The sequence below is a fragment of the Leisingera sp. ANG-Vp genome (assembly GCF_000813725.1).
Taxonomy (GTDB): Bacteria; Pseudomonadota; Alphaproteobacteria; order Rhodobacterales; family Rhodobacteraceae; genus Leisingera.
In genome coordinates, this window is record NZ_JWLD01000016.1 from 137,914 (window position 1) to 153,042 (window position 15,129).

At 62.0% G+C, this 15,129-nt stretch carries 22 protein-coding genes; all 22 read right to left on the reverse strand.

What is annotated here, in order from left to right:
- Nucleotide 1: 1 nt before the first annotated feature.
- Nucleotides 2-307, reverse strand: a complete 306-nt coding sequence (gene nuoK / locus RA20_RS06820; RefSeq protein ID WP_008553673.1) for an NADH-quinone oxidoreductase subunit NuoK — start codon at nt 305-307, stop codon at nt 2-4.
- Between the two features lie 4 nt (nt 308-311).
- Nucleotides 312-914: an NADH-quinone oxidoreductase subunit J gene (locus RA20_RS06825; protein ID WP_039125916.1), complete on the reverse strand. Its 603-nt coding sequence runs from the start codon at nt 912-914 to the stop codon at nt 312-314.
- On the reverse strand, nt 911-1,330 hold the full coding sequence (locus tag RA20_RS06830) for a carboxymuconolactone decarboxylase family protein (protein ID WP_039125917.1): 420 nt from the start codon (nt 1,328-1,330) through the stop codon (nt 911-913). Before RA20_RS06830 ends, RA20_RS06825 begins: the two co-directional genes overlap by 4 nt.
- Entirely contained in the window at nt 1,327-1,821 is a 495-nt protein-coding gene (gene nuoI, locus RA20_RS06835; protein ID WP_039125918.1) for an NADH-quinone oxidoreductase subunit NuoI, read from the reverse strand. The genes RA20_RS06830 and nuoI overlap by 4 nt, the downstream gene beginning before the upstream one ends.
- A gap of 3 nt (nt 1,822-1,824) precedes the next feature.
- Nucleotides 1,825-2,862 carry an NADH-quinone oxidoreductase subunit NuoH gene (gene nuoH, locus RA20_RS06840; RefSeq protein ID WP_027237100.1) on the reverse strand — a complete coding sequence of 346 codons (1,038 nt, stop codon included), beginning with the start codon at nt 2,860-2,862 and terminating at the stop codon, nt 1,825-1,827.
- A 6-nt stretch (nt 2,863-2,868) separates the two neighbouring features.
- Nucleotides 2,869-3,255, reverse strand: coding sequence for a hypothetical protein (locus RA20_RS06845; RefSeq protein WP_039125919.1), 387 nt, complete (start codon nt 3,253-3,255; stop codon nt 2,869-2,871).
- Entirely contained in the window at nt 3,252-5,270 is a 2,019-nt protein-coding gene (nuoG, locus tag RA20_RS06850) for an NADH-quinone oxidoreductase subunit NuoG (RefSeq protein WP_039125920.1), read from the reverse strand. Before nuoG ends, RA20_RS06845 begins: the two co-directional genes overlap by 4 nt.
- A gap of 3 nt (nt 5,271-5,273) precedes the next feature.
- On the reverse strand, nt 5,274-5,678 hold the full coding sequence (locus RA20_RS06855) for a DUF5333 domain-containing protein (RefSeq protein WP_039125955.1): 405 nt from the start codon (nt 5,676-5,678) through the stop codon (nt 5,274-5,276).
- A 101-nt stretch (nt 5,679-5,779) separates the two neighbouring features.
- A complete protein-coding gene (locus tag RA20_RS06860) occupies nt 5,780-6,118 on the reverse strand; it encodes a hypothetical protein (protein WP_039125921.1) in 339 nt (112 codons plus the stop codon).
- A gap of 62 nt (nt 6,119-6,180) precedes the next feature.
- Nucleotides 6,181-6,597, reverse strand: a complete 417-nt coding sequence (locus RA20_RS06865; protein WP_039125956.1) for an MAPEG family protein — start codon at nt 6,595-6,597, stop codon at nt 6,181-6,183.
- Between the two features lie 106 nt (nt 6,598-6,703).
- Nucleotides 6,704-7,036 carry a hypothetical protein gene (locus RA20_RS06870; RefSeq protein WP_039125922.1) on the reverse strand — a complete coding sequence of 111 codons (333 nt, stop codon included), beginning with the start codon at nt 7,034-7,036 and terminating at the stop codon, nt 6,704-6,706.
- An 11-nt stretch (nt 7,037-7,047) separates the two neighbouring features.
- Entirely contained in the window at nt 7,048-8,346 is a 1,299-nt protein-coding gene (gene nuoF / locus RA20_RS06875; RefSeq protein WP_039125923.1) for an NADH-quinone oxidoreductase subunit NuoF, read from the reverse strand.
- Between the two features lie 6 nt (nt 8,347-8,352).
- Nucleotides 8,353-8,580 (reverse strand): DUF5337 domain-containing protein, encoded by a 228-nt coding sequence (locus tag RA20_RS06880; RefSeq protein ID WP_039125924.1) that lies wholly within the window; start codon nt 8,578-8,580, stop codon nt 8,353-8,355.
- Between the two features lie 44 nt (nt 8,581-8,624).
- Nucleotides 8,625-9,758, reverse strand: coding sequence for an NADH-quinone oxidoreductase subunit E (locus tag RA20_RS06885; RefSeq protein WP_039125925.1), 1,134 nt, complete (start codon nt 9,756-9,758; stop codon nt 8,625-8,627).
- Nucleotides 9,758-10,117 carry a hypothetical protein gene (locus RA20_RS06890; RefSeq protein ID WP_152618450.1) on the reverse strand — a complete coding sequence of 120 codons (360 nt, stop codon included), beginning with the start codon at nt 10,115-10,117 and terminating at the stop codon, nt 9,758-9,760. The genes RA20_RS06885 and RA20_RS06890 overlap by 1 nt, the downstream gene beginning before the upstream one ends.
- Nucleotides 10,114-11,337, reverse strand: a complete 1,224-nt coding sequence (locus RA20_RS06895) for an NADH-quinone oxidoreductase subunit D (protein WP_193748785.1) — start codon at nt 11,335-11,337, stop codon at nt 10,114-10,116. Before RA20_RS06895 ends, RA20_RS06890 begins: the two co-directional genes overlap by 4 nt.
- 145 nt (nt 11,338-11,482) lie before the next feature.
- Nucleotides 11,483-12,091 carry an NADH-quinone oxidoreductase subunit C gene (locus tag RA20_RS06900; RefSeq protein ID WP_039125928.1) on the reverse strand — a complete coding sequence of 203 codons (609 nt, stop codon included), beginning with the start codon at nt 12,089-12,091 and terminating at the stop codon, nt 11,483-11,485.
- A 16-nt stretch (nt 12,092-12,107) separates the two neighbouring features.
- The gene (locus tag RA20_RS06905; RefSeq protein WP_039125929.1) at nt 12,108-12,641 is read right to left on the reverse strand and encodes a NuoB/complex I 20 kDa subunit family protein; all 534 of its coding nucleotides are present in this window, start codon (nt 12,639-12,641) and stop codon (nt 12,108-12,110) included.
- Nucleotides 12,632-12,997: an NADH-quinone oxidoreductase subunit A gene (locus tag RA20_RS06910; protein WP_039125930.1), complete on the reverse strand. Its 366-nt coding sequence runs from the start codon at nt 12,995-12,997 to the stop codon at nt 12,632-12,634. Before RA20_RS06910 ends, RA20_RS06905 begins: the two co-directional genes overlap by 10 nt.
- A 234-nt stretch (nt 12,998-13,231) precedes the next feature.
- Complete coding sequence (locus tag RA20_RS06915) at nt 13,232-14,014, reverse strand: crotonase/enoyl-CoA hydratase family protein (RefSeq protein ID WP_039125931.1); 783 nt, start codon at nt 14,012-14,014, stop codon at nt 13,232-13,234.
- 13 nt (nt 14,015-14,027) lie between these two features.
- On the reverse strand, nt 14,028-14,885 hold the full coding sequence (locus tag RA20_RS06920; RefSeq protein ID WP_039125932.1) for a hydroxymethylglutaryl-CoA lyase: 858 nt from the start codon (nt 14,883-14,885) through the stop codon (nt 14,028-14,030).
- Nucleotides 14,886-14,951: 66 nt separating this feature from the next.
- Nucleotides 14,952-15,129, reverse strand: a 178-nt coding sequence (locus RA20_RS24945; RefSeq protein ID WP_152618451.1) for an acetyl-CoA carboxylase biotin carboxyl carrier protein subunit, incomplete at its 5' end; no start/stop codon positions are given.

Genomic DNA, 15,129 nt, shown 5'->3' on the forward strand with positions numbered 1-15,129 from the left:
TTTAGCCCTTCATCACGTTGACGTCTTCGACGGCGATGGTGCCGCGGTTGCGGAAGAAACAGACCAGGATCGCCAGGCCGATGGCGGCCTCGGCCGCGGCCACGGTCAGCACGAACAGGGTAAAGACCTGCCCCACCAGATCCCCCAGGAAGCTGGAGAATGCCACCAGATTGATGTTCACCGCCAAGAGCATCAGTTCGATGCTCATCAGCAGGATGATCACGTTCTTGCGGTTCAGGAAGAGCCCGAAAATGCCGATGACGAACAGCGTCGCCGCGACGGTCAGATAATGTTCAAGTCCGATCATTGGATCACAGCCCCTGCCCCGGTTTCACGTCCTTGAGCTCCATCGCCGCGGCCGGGTCGCGCATCATCTGGGCAACCACGTCCTGGCGCTTGACGTCCTGGCGGTGGCGCAGGGTCAGCACAATCGCGCCGATCATCGCCACCAGCAGGATCAGGCCTGCCAGCTGGAACAGAAGGAAATATTGATCATAGATGATGAGGCCCAGGGCCTCGGTGTTGTGGCGGTCGGCGGGCACCGGATTGGCCAGCAGCTCAGGCGCCTTGTGGGCGGTTTCCCAAACGCCGAAGGCCATCACGAACTGCATCAGGATGACCAGGCCGATCAGCAGCGCCAGCGGCATGTATTTTGCCATCTCCGCCTTCAGCTCGGCAAAGTCCACGTCCAGCATCATCACCACAAACAGGAACAGCACCGCGACTGCGCCCACGTAGACGATGACCAGCAGCATGGCGACGAACTCCGCCCCCAGCAGCACAAACAGCCCGGCCGAAGAGAGGAAGGCCAGGATCAGCCACAGTACCGAATGCACCGGCTGGCGGCTGATCACGGTGAACAGCCCGCCGGTGATGGCGCTGATGGCGAAGAGGTAGAAGGCAAAAACGCTCATGTCTCATCGTCCCTTTTGTCGTCCATGGCCTCTTGCGCCAGATCCAGCGCCCGGTTCATGGCCGGAATGCCGGCAAAGACCGACATCTGTCCGATCGTTTCCACGATCTCTTGTTTCTTGGCGCCCGCTTCCAAAGCGTGGCGCACGGTCTGGCGCACGGCACTGTCAGCCTGTGCGCCTTGCATTGTCAGCCCGGCCAGTGTCAGCAGCAGCCGGGTTTTGGCATCCAGCCCGTCCTTGTTGACGGTGTTGCCGAACATCATTTCCATGACCTCTTTGGGCATGGTCGGCCACAGGGCCTCGAACCCTTTCGGAGAAAAGCTCTCCAGCGCCGGGTTCAGCGCCTTGGCCATCTCCTGGGCTTGTTCCTGCATCCGGGCCATCATGGCCTCAAAAGGGTTCTTGGGATCACTCATCGGTACGGCGCGTCGATTTCCAGGTTGCGGGCGATCTCGGCTTCCCAGCGCTCGCCGTTGGCCAGGAGTTTATCCTTGTCGTAGAACAGCTCTTCGCGGGTCTCGGTCGCGAATTCGAAGTTCGGGCCTTCGACAATCGCATCCACCGGGCAGGCTTCCTGGCAGAAACCGCAGTAGATGCATTTGGTCATGTCGATGTCATAGCGCGTGGTGCGGCGGCTGCCGTCCTCGCGCGGTTCCGCGTCGATGGTGATCGCCTGTGCCGGGCAGACCGCCTCGCACAGTTTACATGCGATGCAGCGCTCCTCGCCGTTCGGGTAGCGGCGCAGCGCGTGCTCGCCGCGGAAGCGCGGCGACAGCGGGCCCTTCTCGTGCGGGTAGTTCACGGTGGCCTTGGGCGCGAAGAAATACTTCAGCCCCAGTTTGAAGCCGACCCAGAAATCCTGCAGCAGGAAATACTTGGCGGCGCGGGTGTAGTCGATGTTCGCCATCGGTCAGCCTCCCACGGTCCAGCGGGCGAAGATGCCCCAGAACCAGTCAAATTTTGCAGCAAAGGACACGAAGACCACCCAGGCCAGCGAGAACGGCAGGAACACTTTCCAGCCCAGGCGCATCAGCTGGTCGTAGCGGTAGCGCGGGGTGATCGCCTTTACCATTGCGAAGAGGAAGAAGAAGAAGGCCATCTTGCCGACCATCCACAGGACGCCATCAGGCAGGCCCGGGATCGGGGACAGCCAGCCGCCGAAGAACAGCAGCGTGGTCAGCGCGCACATCAGGAAGATGGCGATGTATTCGCCGGCCATGAACAGCAGGAACGGGGTCGCAGAGTATTCCACCTGGTAGCCCGCAACCAGTTCCGATTCCGCTTCCGGCAGGTCGAACGGCGGGCGGTTGGTTTCTGCCAGCGCCGAGATGAAGAACAGGAAGACCATCGGGAAATGCGGGATCCAGTACCAGTTCAAGAGGCCCAGATCGCCGTCCTGCGCGCGCACGATATCGCCGAAGTTCATCGAACCGGTGGAGATGATCACACCGATGATGATCAGGCCGATGGAAACCTCATAGGAGATCATCTGCGCAGCAGAGCGCAGCGAGCCGAGGAACGGGTATTTCGAGTTCGACGCCCAGCCGCCCATGATCACGCCGTAGACCTCAAGCGAGGAGACTGCGAAGACGTAAAGGATGGCAACGTTGATGTCCGACAGGACCCAGCCGTCGTTGAAGGGGATCACCGCCCAGGCAATCATCGCCAGCACAAAGGAGGTCATCGGCGCCAGGATAAAGACGGTGCGGTCGGCGCCGGCCGGGATCACCACCTCTTTGACGACGTATTTCAGCGCGTCAGCCACCGATTGCAGCAGGCCGTAAACGCCCACCACGTTCGGGCCCCGGCGCATCTGGACCGCGGCCCAGATCTTGCGGTCCCCGTAGACGAGGAACAGCAGTGAGATCATCACAAAGGCAACAACTGCAAGCACTTGCGCCAGGATCAGAACAGCGATGCCGCCTGGAGTGTTAAAGAAATCAGCCATAGGTCCTCACACCGTGGGTATTCCGTTCGCCGCGCAATCCGCGACCGCGACTTCAGCGTCGATGGTCCGCAATCCGCGCGGCAGAGAGGGCGAAATCAGGTAAACCGCATCAGCGGTCCGGCTGCCCCCTGCCTGTTTCGTTGTTGTGCGCACATGGCGCGCAAACCCGTAGCCCCGGATCAGCGCGTATTGCGCGGCGGCGCATTCCGCATAGTTATCAAGGTCTTCCTGCGCAAACACACCGCGCATGGAGACGTGAAATTGCACCAGATCGCCCTCCAGCAGGCTGGTTTCCACCCCTTCGTATACCGGGGCGGGCCGCTCGCCTTCGCTGCCGGGCGCCATTGCGCAGGCGGCCAGCAGGAAGGGCGTTATGAGGGCGAAGCGGATCATTCGGCGGCCAGGGCTCCGGTTTCGCGGGCTTTCACGCCTGCCGATAGTTCCGCCATCAGCTGCGATGCGCGGGCAATCGGGTTGGTCAGGTAGAAGTCGCGGACCGCGGGCAGGAAATCGGCCTTGCCGAGCTTGTCCTGTTCAAGCGCTTCGCCTTCTTTTTCGGCCACTTCGTCGATCTTCGCCAGATGCGGCACTTCGGCAACCAGGGTCTGGCGCAGCTGGGCCAGCGAGTCATAGCCAAGCTTGGCATCCGCTTCGGCGCTGAGCGCGCGCAGAATTGCCCAGTTTTCTTTGGCTTCACCCGGCGCAAAGCTTGCGCGCATGGCCAGCTGCGGGCGGCCTTCGGTGTTCACGAACAGGCCGTTTTCCTCGGTGTAGGCCGCAGCCGGCAGGATCACGTCGGCGCGGTGCGCGCCGCGGTCGCCGTGGGAGCCCTGGTAGATCACAAATGCACCCGCGTCGATTTCCACCTCGTCAGCGCCGAGGTTGTAGATCACCTCTGCCCCGTCGATGGCGGCAGCCATGCCGCCCTCGGTCGCCGCACCGATGTCCATCGCGCCAACGCGGGAAGCCGCGGTGTGCAGGACCATGAGCTTGGAACCGGTGTCTTCGGCCAGCTTCTGCGCCGCGGCCAGAACCGCCAGCCCGTCGGCTTCGCGCAGGGCGCCCTGCCCCACGATCACCACGGATGGCTGATCCTTGACGGCGCCGTACTCCTTGCCCAGCAGGCTTTCCAGCGCGGCACGGTCGGTGCCGACGTGAGCATATTCATAGGTCAAGTCCGCCGGCTGGCCGACCAGACCTACCTGCGCACCGTTCAGCCAGGCCTTGCGGATGCGGGCGTTCAGCACCGGCGCCTCGTCGCGCGGGTTGGTTCCGATCAGCTGGATGAACTTGGCGTTGTCGATATCCTCGACAGTGGCAGTGCCAGCGTAGCCCGCACGGTTGCCAATCGGCAGGCGGGCATTGTCAGTGCGGCATTCCACCTTGCCGCCCAAGCCTTCCACCAGCTGCTTCAGAGCAAAAGCTGCCTCAACCGGGACCAGATCGCCGATCAGGCCCGCAACCTTTTTGCCTTTCATTGCATTCGCCGCCGCCGAGAGCGCTTCGGCCCAAGTGGCAGGTTTCAGCTTGCCGTCAACCCGCACATAGGGGCGGTCCAGGCGCTGGCGGCGCAGCCCGTCCCAGACAAAGCGGGTCTTGTCGGAAATCCACTCCTCGTTCACGCCGTCATGGTTGCGCGGCAGTATGCGCATCACTTCGCGGCCCTTGGTGTCGACGCGGATGCTGGAGCCAAGCGCGTCCATCACGTCGATGGTTTCGGTCTTGGTCAGTTCCCACGGACGGGCGGTAAAGGCGTAAGGCTTCGAGGTCAGCGCGCCAACCGGGCACAGGTCGATGATATTGCCCTGCAGGTTCGATTGCAGCGTCTGGTTCAGATAGGAGGTGATCTCGGCGTCTTCGCCGCGCCCGGTCTGGCCCATCTGGGTGATGCCCGCGACCTCAGTCGTGAAGCGGACGCAGCGGGTGCAGGAAATGCAGCGGGTCATGGTGGTGGAGACCAGCGGGCCGAGGTCCAGATCGTCCACCGCGCGCTTGGCTTCCTTGAAGCGGGTCGCGGAGATGCCATAGGCCATCGCCTGGTCCTGCAGGTCGCACTCGCCGCCCTGGTCGCAGATCGGGCAGTCCAGCGGGTGGTTGATCAGCATGAACTCCATCACGCCTTCGCGGGCCTTCTTGACCATCGGCGAGTTGGTTTTCACCTGCGGCGCCTGGCCTTCGGGGCCGGGGCGCAGATCGCGGACCTGCATGGCGCAGGAGGCCGCGGGCTTGGGCGGGCCGCCCACAACTTCGACCAGGCACATGCGGCAGTTGCCGGCAATCGACAGGCGCTCATGATAGCAGAAGCGCGGGATCTCGACGCCGGCCTCCTCGCAGGCCTGGATCAGGGTCATCGCCCCATCCACCTCGATCTCGGTTCCGTCAATGTTGATCTTGCGGAGGTCAGACATGGTCTATTTCGCCCTCAGTAACACGCCGATCGCGCTTTTCTTCTCGATTTCCGCGCGGCCGTAGGCGCAGAAGGTTTCCGGTTGTTCGTATGAGACGCCGTTCTGGGCCAGCAGCTTTTCGCCCTTGGCGCGCATACGGGCCTTCTCGGCATCTGAGTCGATGTAGGCGCGGATTTCCGCGTCCGAGTAGCCCAGTTCATTTGCCCGCGCCTTGAGCCTGCGCAACTCGCCCAGCCCTTTCAGGTAACGCGGCGAAATGCGGTCGCAGTGATCGGACACTTCCTTGGCAACAGCGACGGCAAACAGCGGGTCTTCGATTTCCTGCACCTCGCGCAGCGACGGTTTGGCAAGCGCCGCAGCAGGCAGGGCAACAGAAGCGGACAGGACAGCGGCAATCAGGGCACGCATGGCAGGGATCTCCTTCAGTTTGGAGATCCCACTGCGCAGGCGCACAGCGCTGCTATTCAATAGCAGCCGGGCCCGCGGACCCAGATATGCCGGAAAACCGCTCACGGAGTGCAGGTTCCCTGGAAGGTGGCCCGGCCATCGGTCAGGGTCAGCTGTGCTTCCTCGTCCGCCGGGTCAATCACCCAGGCAATATTGGAAGAACCGTAGTTTGTGACGCAATAGGTCGTGCCCGCATGGTCCGCCGCCTCGCGCGCGCCTTTGACGGAGCGGTCCGCCCCTTTGATTTCAACCTGGAACACGGCCCGGCTGGTCTTTTTGTCGACCGGCTTGGCCTTTGCCTTGAACGGCACCCCGTCATACAGCGGACGGTTGTTGGTGGAGGAACCGCAAGCGGCAAGAGCAGCGGCTGCCAGCATACTGGCCAGAGGAAGAAACTTCATTCCCGTTTTCCCTTTGCGGTTTCCTTTGGAAGGATCCGCCAGTTGATATGTCATCAGGTCGCTCAAATCGCTGCCACCAATGCCATCAGGGCCAAGCCTGCCATGCAGGCCCAGCCAATCACGTAAAACACCGAGCGCAGCCCGCCATGCGGCTTGCCGCTGCCCTGCAAGTGGATGAGGATCATGACGATCCGCGAGACCAATACCACCGAGGCCAGCAGGTTCACCCAGAACGGCGCCGCGCCCGCCAGAACCGCAACCAGTGTCACTGTCAGGAAGGCCGGGAGTGTCTCGCAGCCGTTCAGATAGGCCCGGTTCAGCCGGTAGGCCTTCTCCGCATAGTCCTCTTGCGGCGTGGCCCCGGGAGCGAGGCCCGCCTTCTGCTTGGCCAGCGCCGAAAACGGCGACAGCGCAAGGATGATCAGGGTAAAGATCACCAGCGCGGCCAGAGCATGGGAATATGCGTCAAAGGCGTCCATCAGTTGCTCCACTGTCTGCGCGGCGCGGATACTTTGCCCTTGAAAAAGAAACGGCATCCCAACGTCATAGTCTTGCCCCGCACATCATTGGTTTCGGCGAACAGGTTCAAAAGTTGTAGCTTTCAGTGATGGACGCCCGGCCCTGCGCCCACTCAGGGAGGTTCTTGTGGCCGTTCAGAGTGATGACTTCTCCGTCCGGGAGTTTGCAGAAGAACTCGGCCTCCAGCGCCCCTTCTTTCATCTTGAAGGTGAACATCAGCTTTCCGCGCTTTTTGCGGGACTTGATCTTCACTTCCCGGTCGGTGTTCCGGGCGCCGCATTCGGTGCCTTCGGGAAAGCCTGTCGCGGTATAGGAAATTCCCGAAATCTCAGCCTGCGCGGTGGAAGCGACAGCTGCGGCGCAAACAGCGCTCAAAAAGCAATTCTTGAACTTTGCCATGGTTTCAATTCTCACTCTGCTGCCATCGCGCCCATGCGGCCGGTTTTCTGGGCCTTGATGCGGTCTTCGATTTCTTCGCGGAAGTTCTTGATCAGGCCCTGGATCGGCCAGGCCGCCGCATCACCCAGTGCACAAATGGTGTGACCCTCGACCTGTTTGGTCACATCCCACAGCATGTCGATCTCTTCCAGCTCGGCCTCGCCCTTTACCAGGCGGTCCATCACGCGCATCATCCAGCCGGTGCCTTCGCGGCACGGGGTGCATTGGCCGCAGCTTTCGTGCTTGTAGAACTTGGACAGGCGCCAGATCGCCTTGATGATGTCGGTCTGTTTGTCCATCACGATGACGGCTGCGGTACCAAGACCAGAACCCAGTTCGCCGCGCAGGTAGTCGAAGTCCATGATCGCGTCGCGCATGTTTTCGCCGCGCACACAAGGGACGGAGGAGCCGCCGGGGATCACTGCCAGCAGGTTGTCCCAGCCGCCGCGGATGCCGCCGCAGTGCTTTTCGATCAGTTCCTCAAAGGAGATCGACATCGCTTCTTCGACAACACAAGGGTTGTTGACGTGGCCGGAGATCGCAAACAGCTTGGTGCCTGCGTTGTTCTGGCGCCCGAAGGAGGCGAACCAATCTGCGCCGCGGCGCAGGATGGTGGGCACCACGGCAATGGATTCCACGTTGTTCACGGTGGTCGGGCAGCCGTAAAGGCCCGCGCCCGCCGGGAACGGCGGCTTCATCCGGGGCATGCCCTTCTTGCCTTCCAGACTTTCGATCAGGGCGGTTTCCTCGCCGCAGATATAGGCCCCTGCCCCGTGGTGCAGGAACACGTCGAAGTCCCAGCCGGAGCCTGCTGCATTCCTGCCCAGCAGGCCCTGGTCATAGGCCTCGTCAATGGCGGCCTGCAGCGCCTCGCGCTCACGGATGTATTCGCCGCGCAGGTAGATGTAGCAGGTATGCGCGTTCATCGCGAAAGAGGCGATCAGCGCGCCTTCGATCAGCGTATGCGGATCGTGGCGCATGATCTCCCGGTCCTTGCAGGTGCCGGGCTCGGATTCATCGGCGTTGATCACCAGGTACGCCGGGCGGCCATCGCTTTCCTTGGGCATGAAGGACCATTTCAGGCCGGTTGGGAAACCCGCACCGCCGCGGCCGCGCAGACCGGAGTCTTTCATCGTCTGAATGATCCAGTCGCGGCCTTTTTCGATCAGCCCTGCGGTGCCGTCCCAATGGCCGCGCGCCTTGGCGCCCGCCAGAGTGCGTTCGTGCATGCCGTAGAGGTTGGTAAAGATCCGGTCCTGATCCTTCAGCATGTGTGCCTACCTTTGGCTGTTTTGGCGCATGCGCCAGAGTTGAAATATGTTGACCAGGGCATAGATCATGCCTGCCAGCGCGGCGAAGTCGAACAGCAGCGCAAAGCGCCCCGGCAGCCCCAGCATGGGGCCGATGAACAGCGACAGCACGACCCACAGCGAAATGGTCCCGGCAATCACAAGCGCGATGTGCCGGCCCTTAGCTGCAATGGCCTGGTCCTGTTCCTTGCTCATCTGTTCCCTATCACCCGGACACGGCCCTGCCGGGCCGCACCCATTCAGTCTTCTTCTTCGTAGAGGCCTTCGTCCTTGGCCCGTTTGGCGAATTCGGTTTCATCGCCAACCTGCAGCCGCTTGGCCTGTTCGATCCAGCCGTCGCGTTCGATCCGGCCCTTGAACTTGAGCCGCGCATCGACCCAGGCCACCTCAGCCTCGGTCCACTCGGCAATCTGGTCAAAGTGGAAGAAACCCAGGCTGTTGAGTTTCTCTTCCAGCTTCGGCCCCACGCCCTTCAGCAGCTTCAGATCGTCCGGCAGACCGCCGCGGGCCTCTTTCAGAACTTCCGGTTCCTGCTCTTCGGCTGCCGGCGCATCTTCTTTCTTGGCCTCTGCCTTGGCTTCCGCCGCCTGTTTCACCGCAGGCTTCGGTGCCTCGGGCGCTTTCGGCGGCGCATCCGCCGCAGCACGGCCGGCTACCACGCCGTCCTTGCCAACCCAGGGGGTCAGCAGCGGCACTTCATCGCCTTGGATGCGCTTGACGCCGTCCTTGATGTCCATCGCCAGCTGCACGGAGGCATTGTACTGGGTCTTGCCGCTGTCGAACTCGGTCAGCGAGGTAAGGCCCGATTTCGGCTCAGCCGCATAACGGCCGTTCTGCGGGCCCGGTGCCACCACCTTGCCTGCAGCCAGGTCGTCCAGCAACTTGGTAAAGCTCTCGACGGTCAGGTCTTCGTAGTAGTCCTTGCCGATCTGCGCCATCGGGGCGTTGGTGCAGGCACCAAGGCACTCGACCTCTTCCCAGGTGAACTTGCCGTCCGCCGACAGGGTGTGCGGCTTCTCGGCGATTTTTTCCTTGCAGACCGCAACCAGGTCCTCTGCCCCGCAAATCATGCAGGACGTGGTGCCGCAGATCTGGATATTGGCAACGGAACCGGTCGGCTGCATCTGGAACATGAAGTAGAAGGAGCAAACCTCCAGCACCCGGATATAGGCCATGCCGAGCATATCGGCGATGTGCTCAATCGCGGGTTTGGTGACCCAGCCCTCCTGCTCCTGCGCGCGCCAGAGCAGCGGAATGACCGCGGAGGCCTGGCGGCCCTCGGGATATTTGGTGATTTGCGCCTCAGCCCAGGCCTGGTTGGCCGGGGTGAAGGCAAAGCTGTCGGGTTGTTCAGAGTGCAAACGACGGAGCATTACTTCACCTTCACCCAAGTGCATTCAGAGTTGCTTTTGTACATCAGAGCACGTTTCTGGCGGCCGCTGCCCAAGGTAAAGAGCGGCTCGAAACCGTCCAATGCAACCTTGTCTTTACGCTTACAGCCTTGACGCGCCGTTTTCTGCAGGCCCTCAAACGTCGAATAAATGACCGAATGGGAGGCCGCATCGACGGAATTTTTGGGCGGTGATTGCAGCAATCTGACAAGATTGGCATTTTTTGCGCTGCGCAGGTCGGAGCATGCGTCCTGCTTGATCAAGCAGTGTTTGCCCGCTGCAGCAGCCGAGCCTGCCGCAAAAACGAGACCAAGTGCGCAAACGGAGAGAATTGTCTTCAACGGTCAATCTCCCCGAACACAACGTCCATGGTGCCGATGATGGCGGCGACGTCGGCCAGCTGGTGGCCCTTGGCGACGTGGTCCATCGCCTGCAGATGCAGGAAGCCCGGGGCGCGGATCTTGGAGCGGTAGGGTTTGTTGGACCCGTCCGCCACCAGATAGACGCCGAACTCGCCCTTGGGCGCTTCGACGGCTGCATAGACCTCGCCTGCCGGGACGTGGAAGCCTTCGGTGTACAGCTTGAAATGGTGGATCAGGCTTTCCATCGAGGTCTTCATGTCGCCGCGCTTGGGCGGGGTCAGCTTGCCGCGGGCCAGCACGTCGCCGGTGGCTTCGCGCAGCTTGTGGATCGACTGGCGGATGATCGACAGCGACTGGCGCATCTCTTCCATGCGGCAGAGGTAGCGGTCGTAGCAGTCGCCGTTCTTGCCGACGGGGATCTGGAACTCAAACTCGTCGTAGCATTCATAGGGCTGCGCGCGGCGCAGGTCCCAGGCGAGGCCGGAGCCGCGCACCATGACGCCCGAGAAGCCGTATTTCTGAATGTCATCCTCGGTCACCACACCGATGTCGCAGTTGCGCTGCTTGAAGATGCGGTTTTCGGTCAGGAGGCCGTCGATATCGTCGAGAACACGGGGGAATTCGATCGCCCATTCCTCAATATCGTCGATCAGCTGGTCCGGCAGATCCTGATGCACGCCGCCGGGGCGGAAGTAAGCCGCGTGCAGGCGCGCGCCGCAGGCCCGCTCGTAGAAGATCATCAGCTTCTCGCGCTCTTCAAAGCCCCAGAGCGGCGGGGTCAGCGCGCCCACGTCCATCGCCTGCGTGGTGACGTTCAGCAGGTGGTTCAGGATGCGGCCGATTTCCGAGTAGAGCACCCGGATCAGCTGGCCGCGGCGCGGCACTTCGGTGCCGGTCAGCTTTTCGATAGCCAGGCACCAGGCATGTTCCTGGTTCATCGGCGCCACGTAATCAAGGCGGTCGAAATACGGCAGGTTCTGCAGGTATGTGCGGCTTTCCATCAGCTTTTCGGTGCCGCGGTGCAAAAGGCCGATATGCGGATCGCAGCGCTCAACCACTTCCCCGTCAAGCTCCAGCACCAGACGCAAAACGCCGTGTGCCGCAGGGTGCTGCGGGCCGAAGTTGATGTTGAAGTTGCGGATCTTCTGCTCGCCGCTCAGCGCGTCGACGCTGCCGTCGTCAAATTTGGAGCCGTCCATCATTTTGAACCTCCATGCGCCTTTTGGCGCGCCGGCACGCGGATACGCACACCTTCGGTTTTCTTGAAAAAGGGCAGTGCCGCACCCAGCAAGGCTGCACAGCCCGCGAGCAAAGCGCCTGCTTCGGCCAGAGGTTCAAACCACATCAGTTTGCCTCCTCTTTCTTCTCGTCGCCGGGCAGGATGTATTCGGCACCTTCCCAAGGCGACATGAAATCGAATTGGCGGTATTCCTGCACCAGTTTCACCGGCTCGTAGACCACGCGCTTTTGCGCCTCGTCATAGCGGACCTCGGTGTAGCCGGTGGTCGGGAAATCCTTGCGCAGCGGGTAGCCGCGGAAACCGTAGTCGGTCAGCAGACGGCGCAGGTCCGGGTGGCCCGAGAACAGGATGCCGAACATGTCGTAGACTTCACGCTCGAACCAGTTGGCCGAGGGGTGCACGTTCACAATCGACGGCACCATCTCATCCTCGCGGATCGCGGCACGCAGGCGGATGCGCTGGTTCCGGTACATCGACAGGAAGTGGTAGACCACGTCGAACCGCTTGCCGCGCTCGGGGTAGTCCACCGCGGTGATGTCCACCAGGGTCGAGAACTTGCAGCTGGGATCCGATTTCAGGAATTCCACCAGGCCTGCGATATTCGAGGGCGCCACATCGACGTTCAGTTCGCCATGGGCGACATCCCAAGCCACCACGCAGTCGGGGCGTTTGGCTTCGATCTGTGCGCCGAGTTCTTTCAGTGCTTCGCTCATATCTCTCCCGCCCCTCTCAGCGCACCAGGGTGCCGGTGCGGCGGATCTTGCGCTGCAGCTGCATCAGGCCGTAAAGCAGCGCCTCTGCCGTCGGCGGGCAGCCGGGCACATAGACGTCCACCGGCACAATCCGGTCGCAGCCGCGCACCACGGAATAGCTGTAGTGGTAGTACCCGCCGCCGTTGGCGCAGGAGCCCATCGAGATCACGTAGCGCGGCTCAGGCATCTGGTCGTAGACCTTGCGCAGGGCCGGCGCCATCTTGTTGGTCAGGGTGCCCGCCACGATCATCACGTCCGACTGGCGCGGGGAGGCACGCGGTGCGATGCCGAAACGCTCAGCATCGTAGCGCGGCATCGACGTGTGCATCATCTCAACCGCGCAGCAGGCGAGACCAAAGGTCATCCAGTGCAGAGAGCCGGTGCGGGCCCAGTTGATGATGTCTTCTGCCGAGGTCAGCAGGAAACCTTTATCCTGCAGCTCGGCATTCAGGGCCTGAGTGACAACTTCCTTGTCCACACCGGCGGTGTTGGCTCCGGTCATCACTGCCATTCCAGGGCCCCTTTCTTCCACTCATAGGCGAATCCGATGGTCAGCACGCCAAGGAACACCATCATCGACCAGAAGCCGGTGTCGCTGATGTCCTTGAAACCGACGGCCCAGGGAAACAGGAAGGCGATTTCCAGGTCGAAAATGATGAAGAGAATCGACACCAGATAGAAGCGGACATCGAATTTCATGCGGGCATCGTCGAAAGCGTTGAAACCGCATTCATAGGCGCTGACCTTCTCCGGGTCCGGGTTGCGGACCGCCAGCACAACGGCTGCCAGGATCAGGACGGTCCCCAAACCTGCCGCGACGGCCAGAAAGACCAGGATCGGCAGGTATTCCCTCAACATCTCTTCCAAGAGCAGCTCCTTTCCCCGGCGGATTCCCGCGCGGCGTCAATTGGCGTGTTGATTTGTCCCGTGCATACCCCCCCGCCCCCGGAGCGTCAACTAAAGCAAGGTTAATCAACAAGGGTTTGTGACAGGAAAAAGCACTGCCGCAACATGCCTGTAATTCCCTAGCAAATTCATAAGAAAAGCGGCCGCACAGCAAAGTGCAGCCGCCACAGAAACAAGAGTCAAAAATGCCGGTTTTCAGCCTTGCCAAACCGGTTTGCGTTTTTCGAAGAACGCGCTGATCCCCTCCTGCGCCTCCTCGCCTTCCCAGCGCTCCACAAGCGCCTTGATTGTATGGTCAATCACACTGCCGTCCAGGCGCGGGCCCAGATCGCGGGCCAGCTTCTTGGCCGCAGCCACGGCGCCGGGCGCGCAGTTCAGGTAGGGCGCAACTTCTGCTTCAACGGCCTCTGCCAGCTGATCCGCGGGCACAGCTTTGGCCAGCAAACCCAGCTCCACCGCCTCCTGCGCGCCGAACAGCCGGGCCGACATAAAGACCCGTCGCGCCTTGGCTTCGCCCATGCGGGCAATCACATAGGGGCCGATGGTGGCGGGAATCAGCCCCAGCTTGGTCTCAGTCAGCCCCATCTTCAGGTGATCGGCGCCAATCGCCACGTCGCAGACCGATGCCATGCCGACGCCGCCGCCAAACGCGTTGCCCTGCAGCGCACCGATCACCGGCTTGGGCAGCGTGTTAAGTGCCATCAGCATTTCTGCCAGCACCCGCGCTTCGCGTGCCCGGGTTTCCGCATCCGCATCCATCTGCGCGCGCATCCATTTGAGATCGCCGCCTGCGCAAAAGCTCTTGCCCGCGCCTGCCAGCACCACAACCCGGACCGCACTGTCCTCTGCCAGCTGTTTCGCGGCCTGCGTCAGCTCCTGCAGCATCGTGCCGGACATGGCGTTATGCTTGTCCGGCCGGTTCAAAGTCAAAGTGCAGACACCGCGGCCGTCGGTTTCCAGCGTTATTGTTTCGAACATATTCTGTCTCCGCTCAACTCATGCCGCGCATGGCGCGTGCCATTGCGGCTGCCTGCTCCAGCACTTCTGGATCCAGGCCGGTTTCATAACCCAGCTCTGTCAGGCGTTTGTGAACCGCTTCGGTTGCCACATTCCCGGCCGCTCCCGGCGCATAAGGACAGCCGCCCAAACCGCCAACAGCAGCATCAAAGACGCGCACCCCAAAGCCCAGGGACGCCTCGATATTGTCCAGCGCCCGGCCCGCGGTGTCGTGGTAGTGGCCCGCCAGTTTTTCAGCCGGCACACGTGCGGCCACCGCTGTCAGCATGGCCGAGATGGTTTCAGGCGTGCCCTGGCCGATGGTGTCCCCCAGGGAAATCTCATAACAGCCGAGTTCGAACAGACGTTCCGCCACAGCCGCCGCCTGCTCTGGCGCCGTTGCCCCGTCATACGGGCAATCCGTCACGCAGGAGACGTAGCCCCTGACCGGCAGCCCGGTCCCTTTGGCCGCCTCCAGAATGGGCAGGAAACGTTCAATGCTTTCTTCAATACTGGCGTTGATATTTGCCTTCGAAAACCCTTCAGAAGCAGAGGCGAAGACCGCGATTTCATCCGCCTTCGCAGCCAATGCGTCCCCATAGCCGCGCATGTTGGGGGTCAGCGCCGCATAGCGGACGCCAGGCACGCGGGTGATGCCGCCCAGAACCTCGGCACTGCCCGCCATCTGCGGCACCCATTTCGGCGAAACAAAACTCGCCACTTCGATCCGCGAGAAACCGGCCCGGCTCAGGCAATCGGCCAGCGCCACTTTTTCAGCAACCGGAATCTCCCGTTTTTCATTCTGCAGCCCGTCGCGCGGGCCGACTTCGAAAATCTCGGCACGTTCACCCATGTCCGGGCCTCCTGCTTCTTTCTGGTCCCAAATACCCAAATCCCGGCAGCCGCCGCAGGCGCGCGGTCAGCTGCCTTCCTCCTCCAGCCGCACCAGCGCCGCCCCTGCCTCGACCTGATCGCCGGCAGAGGCGAGAACTTCAGCCACCGCACCGTCACGGGCGGCCAGCAGCGAGTGCTCCATCTTCATCGCCTCCAGAATGGCGAGCCGGTCGCCCTCTTTCACTTTCTGGCCCGCTTCAGCA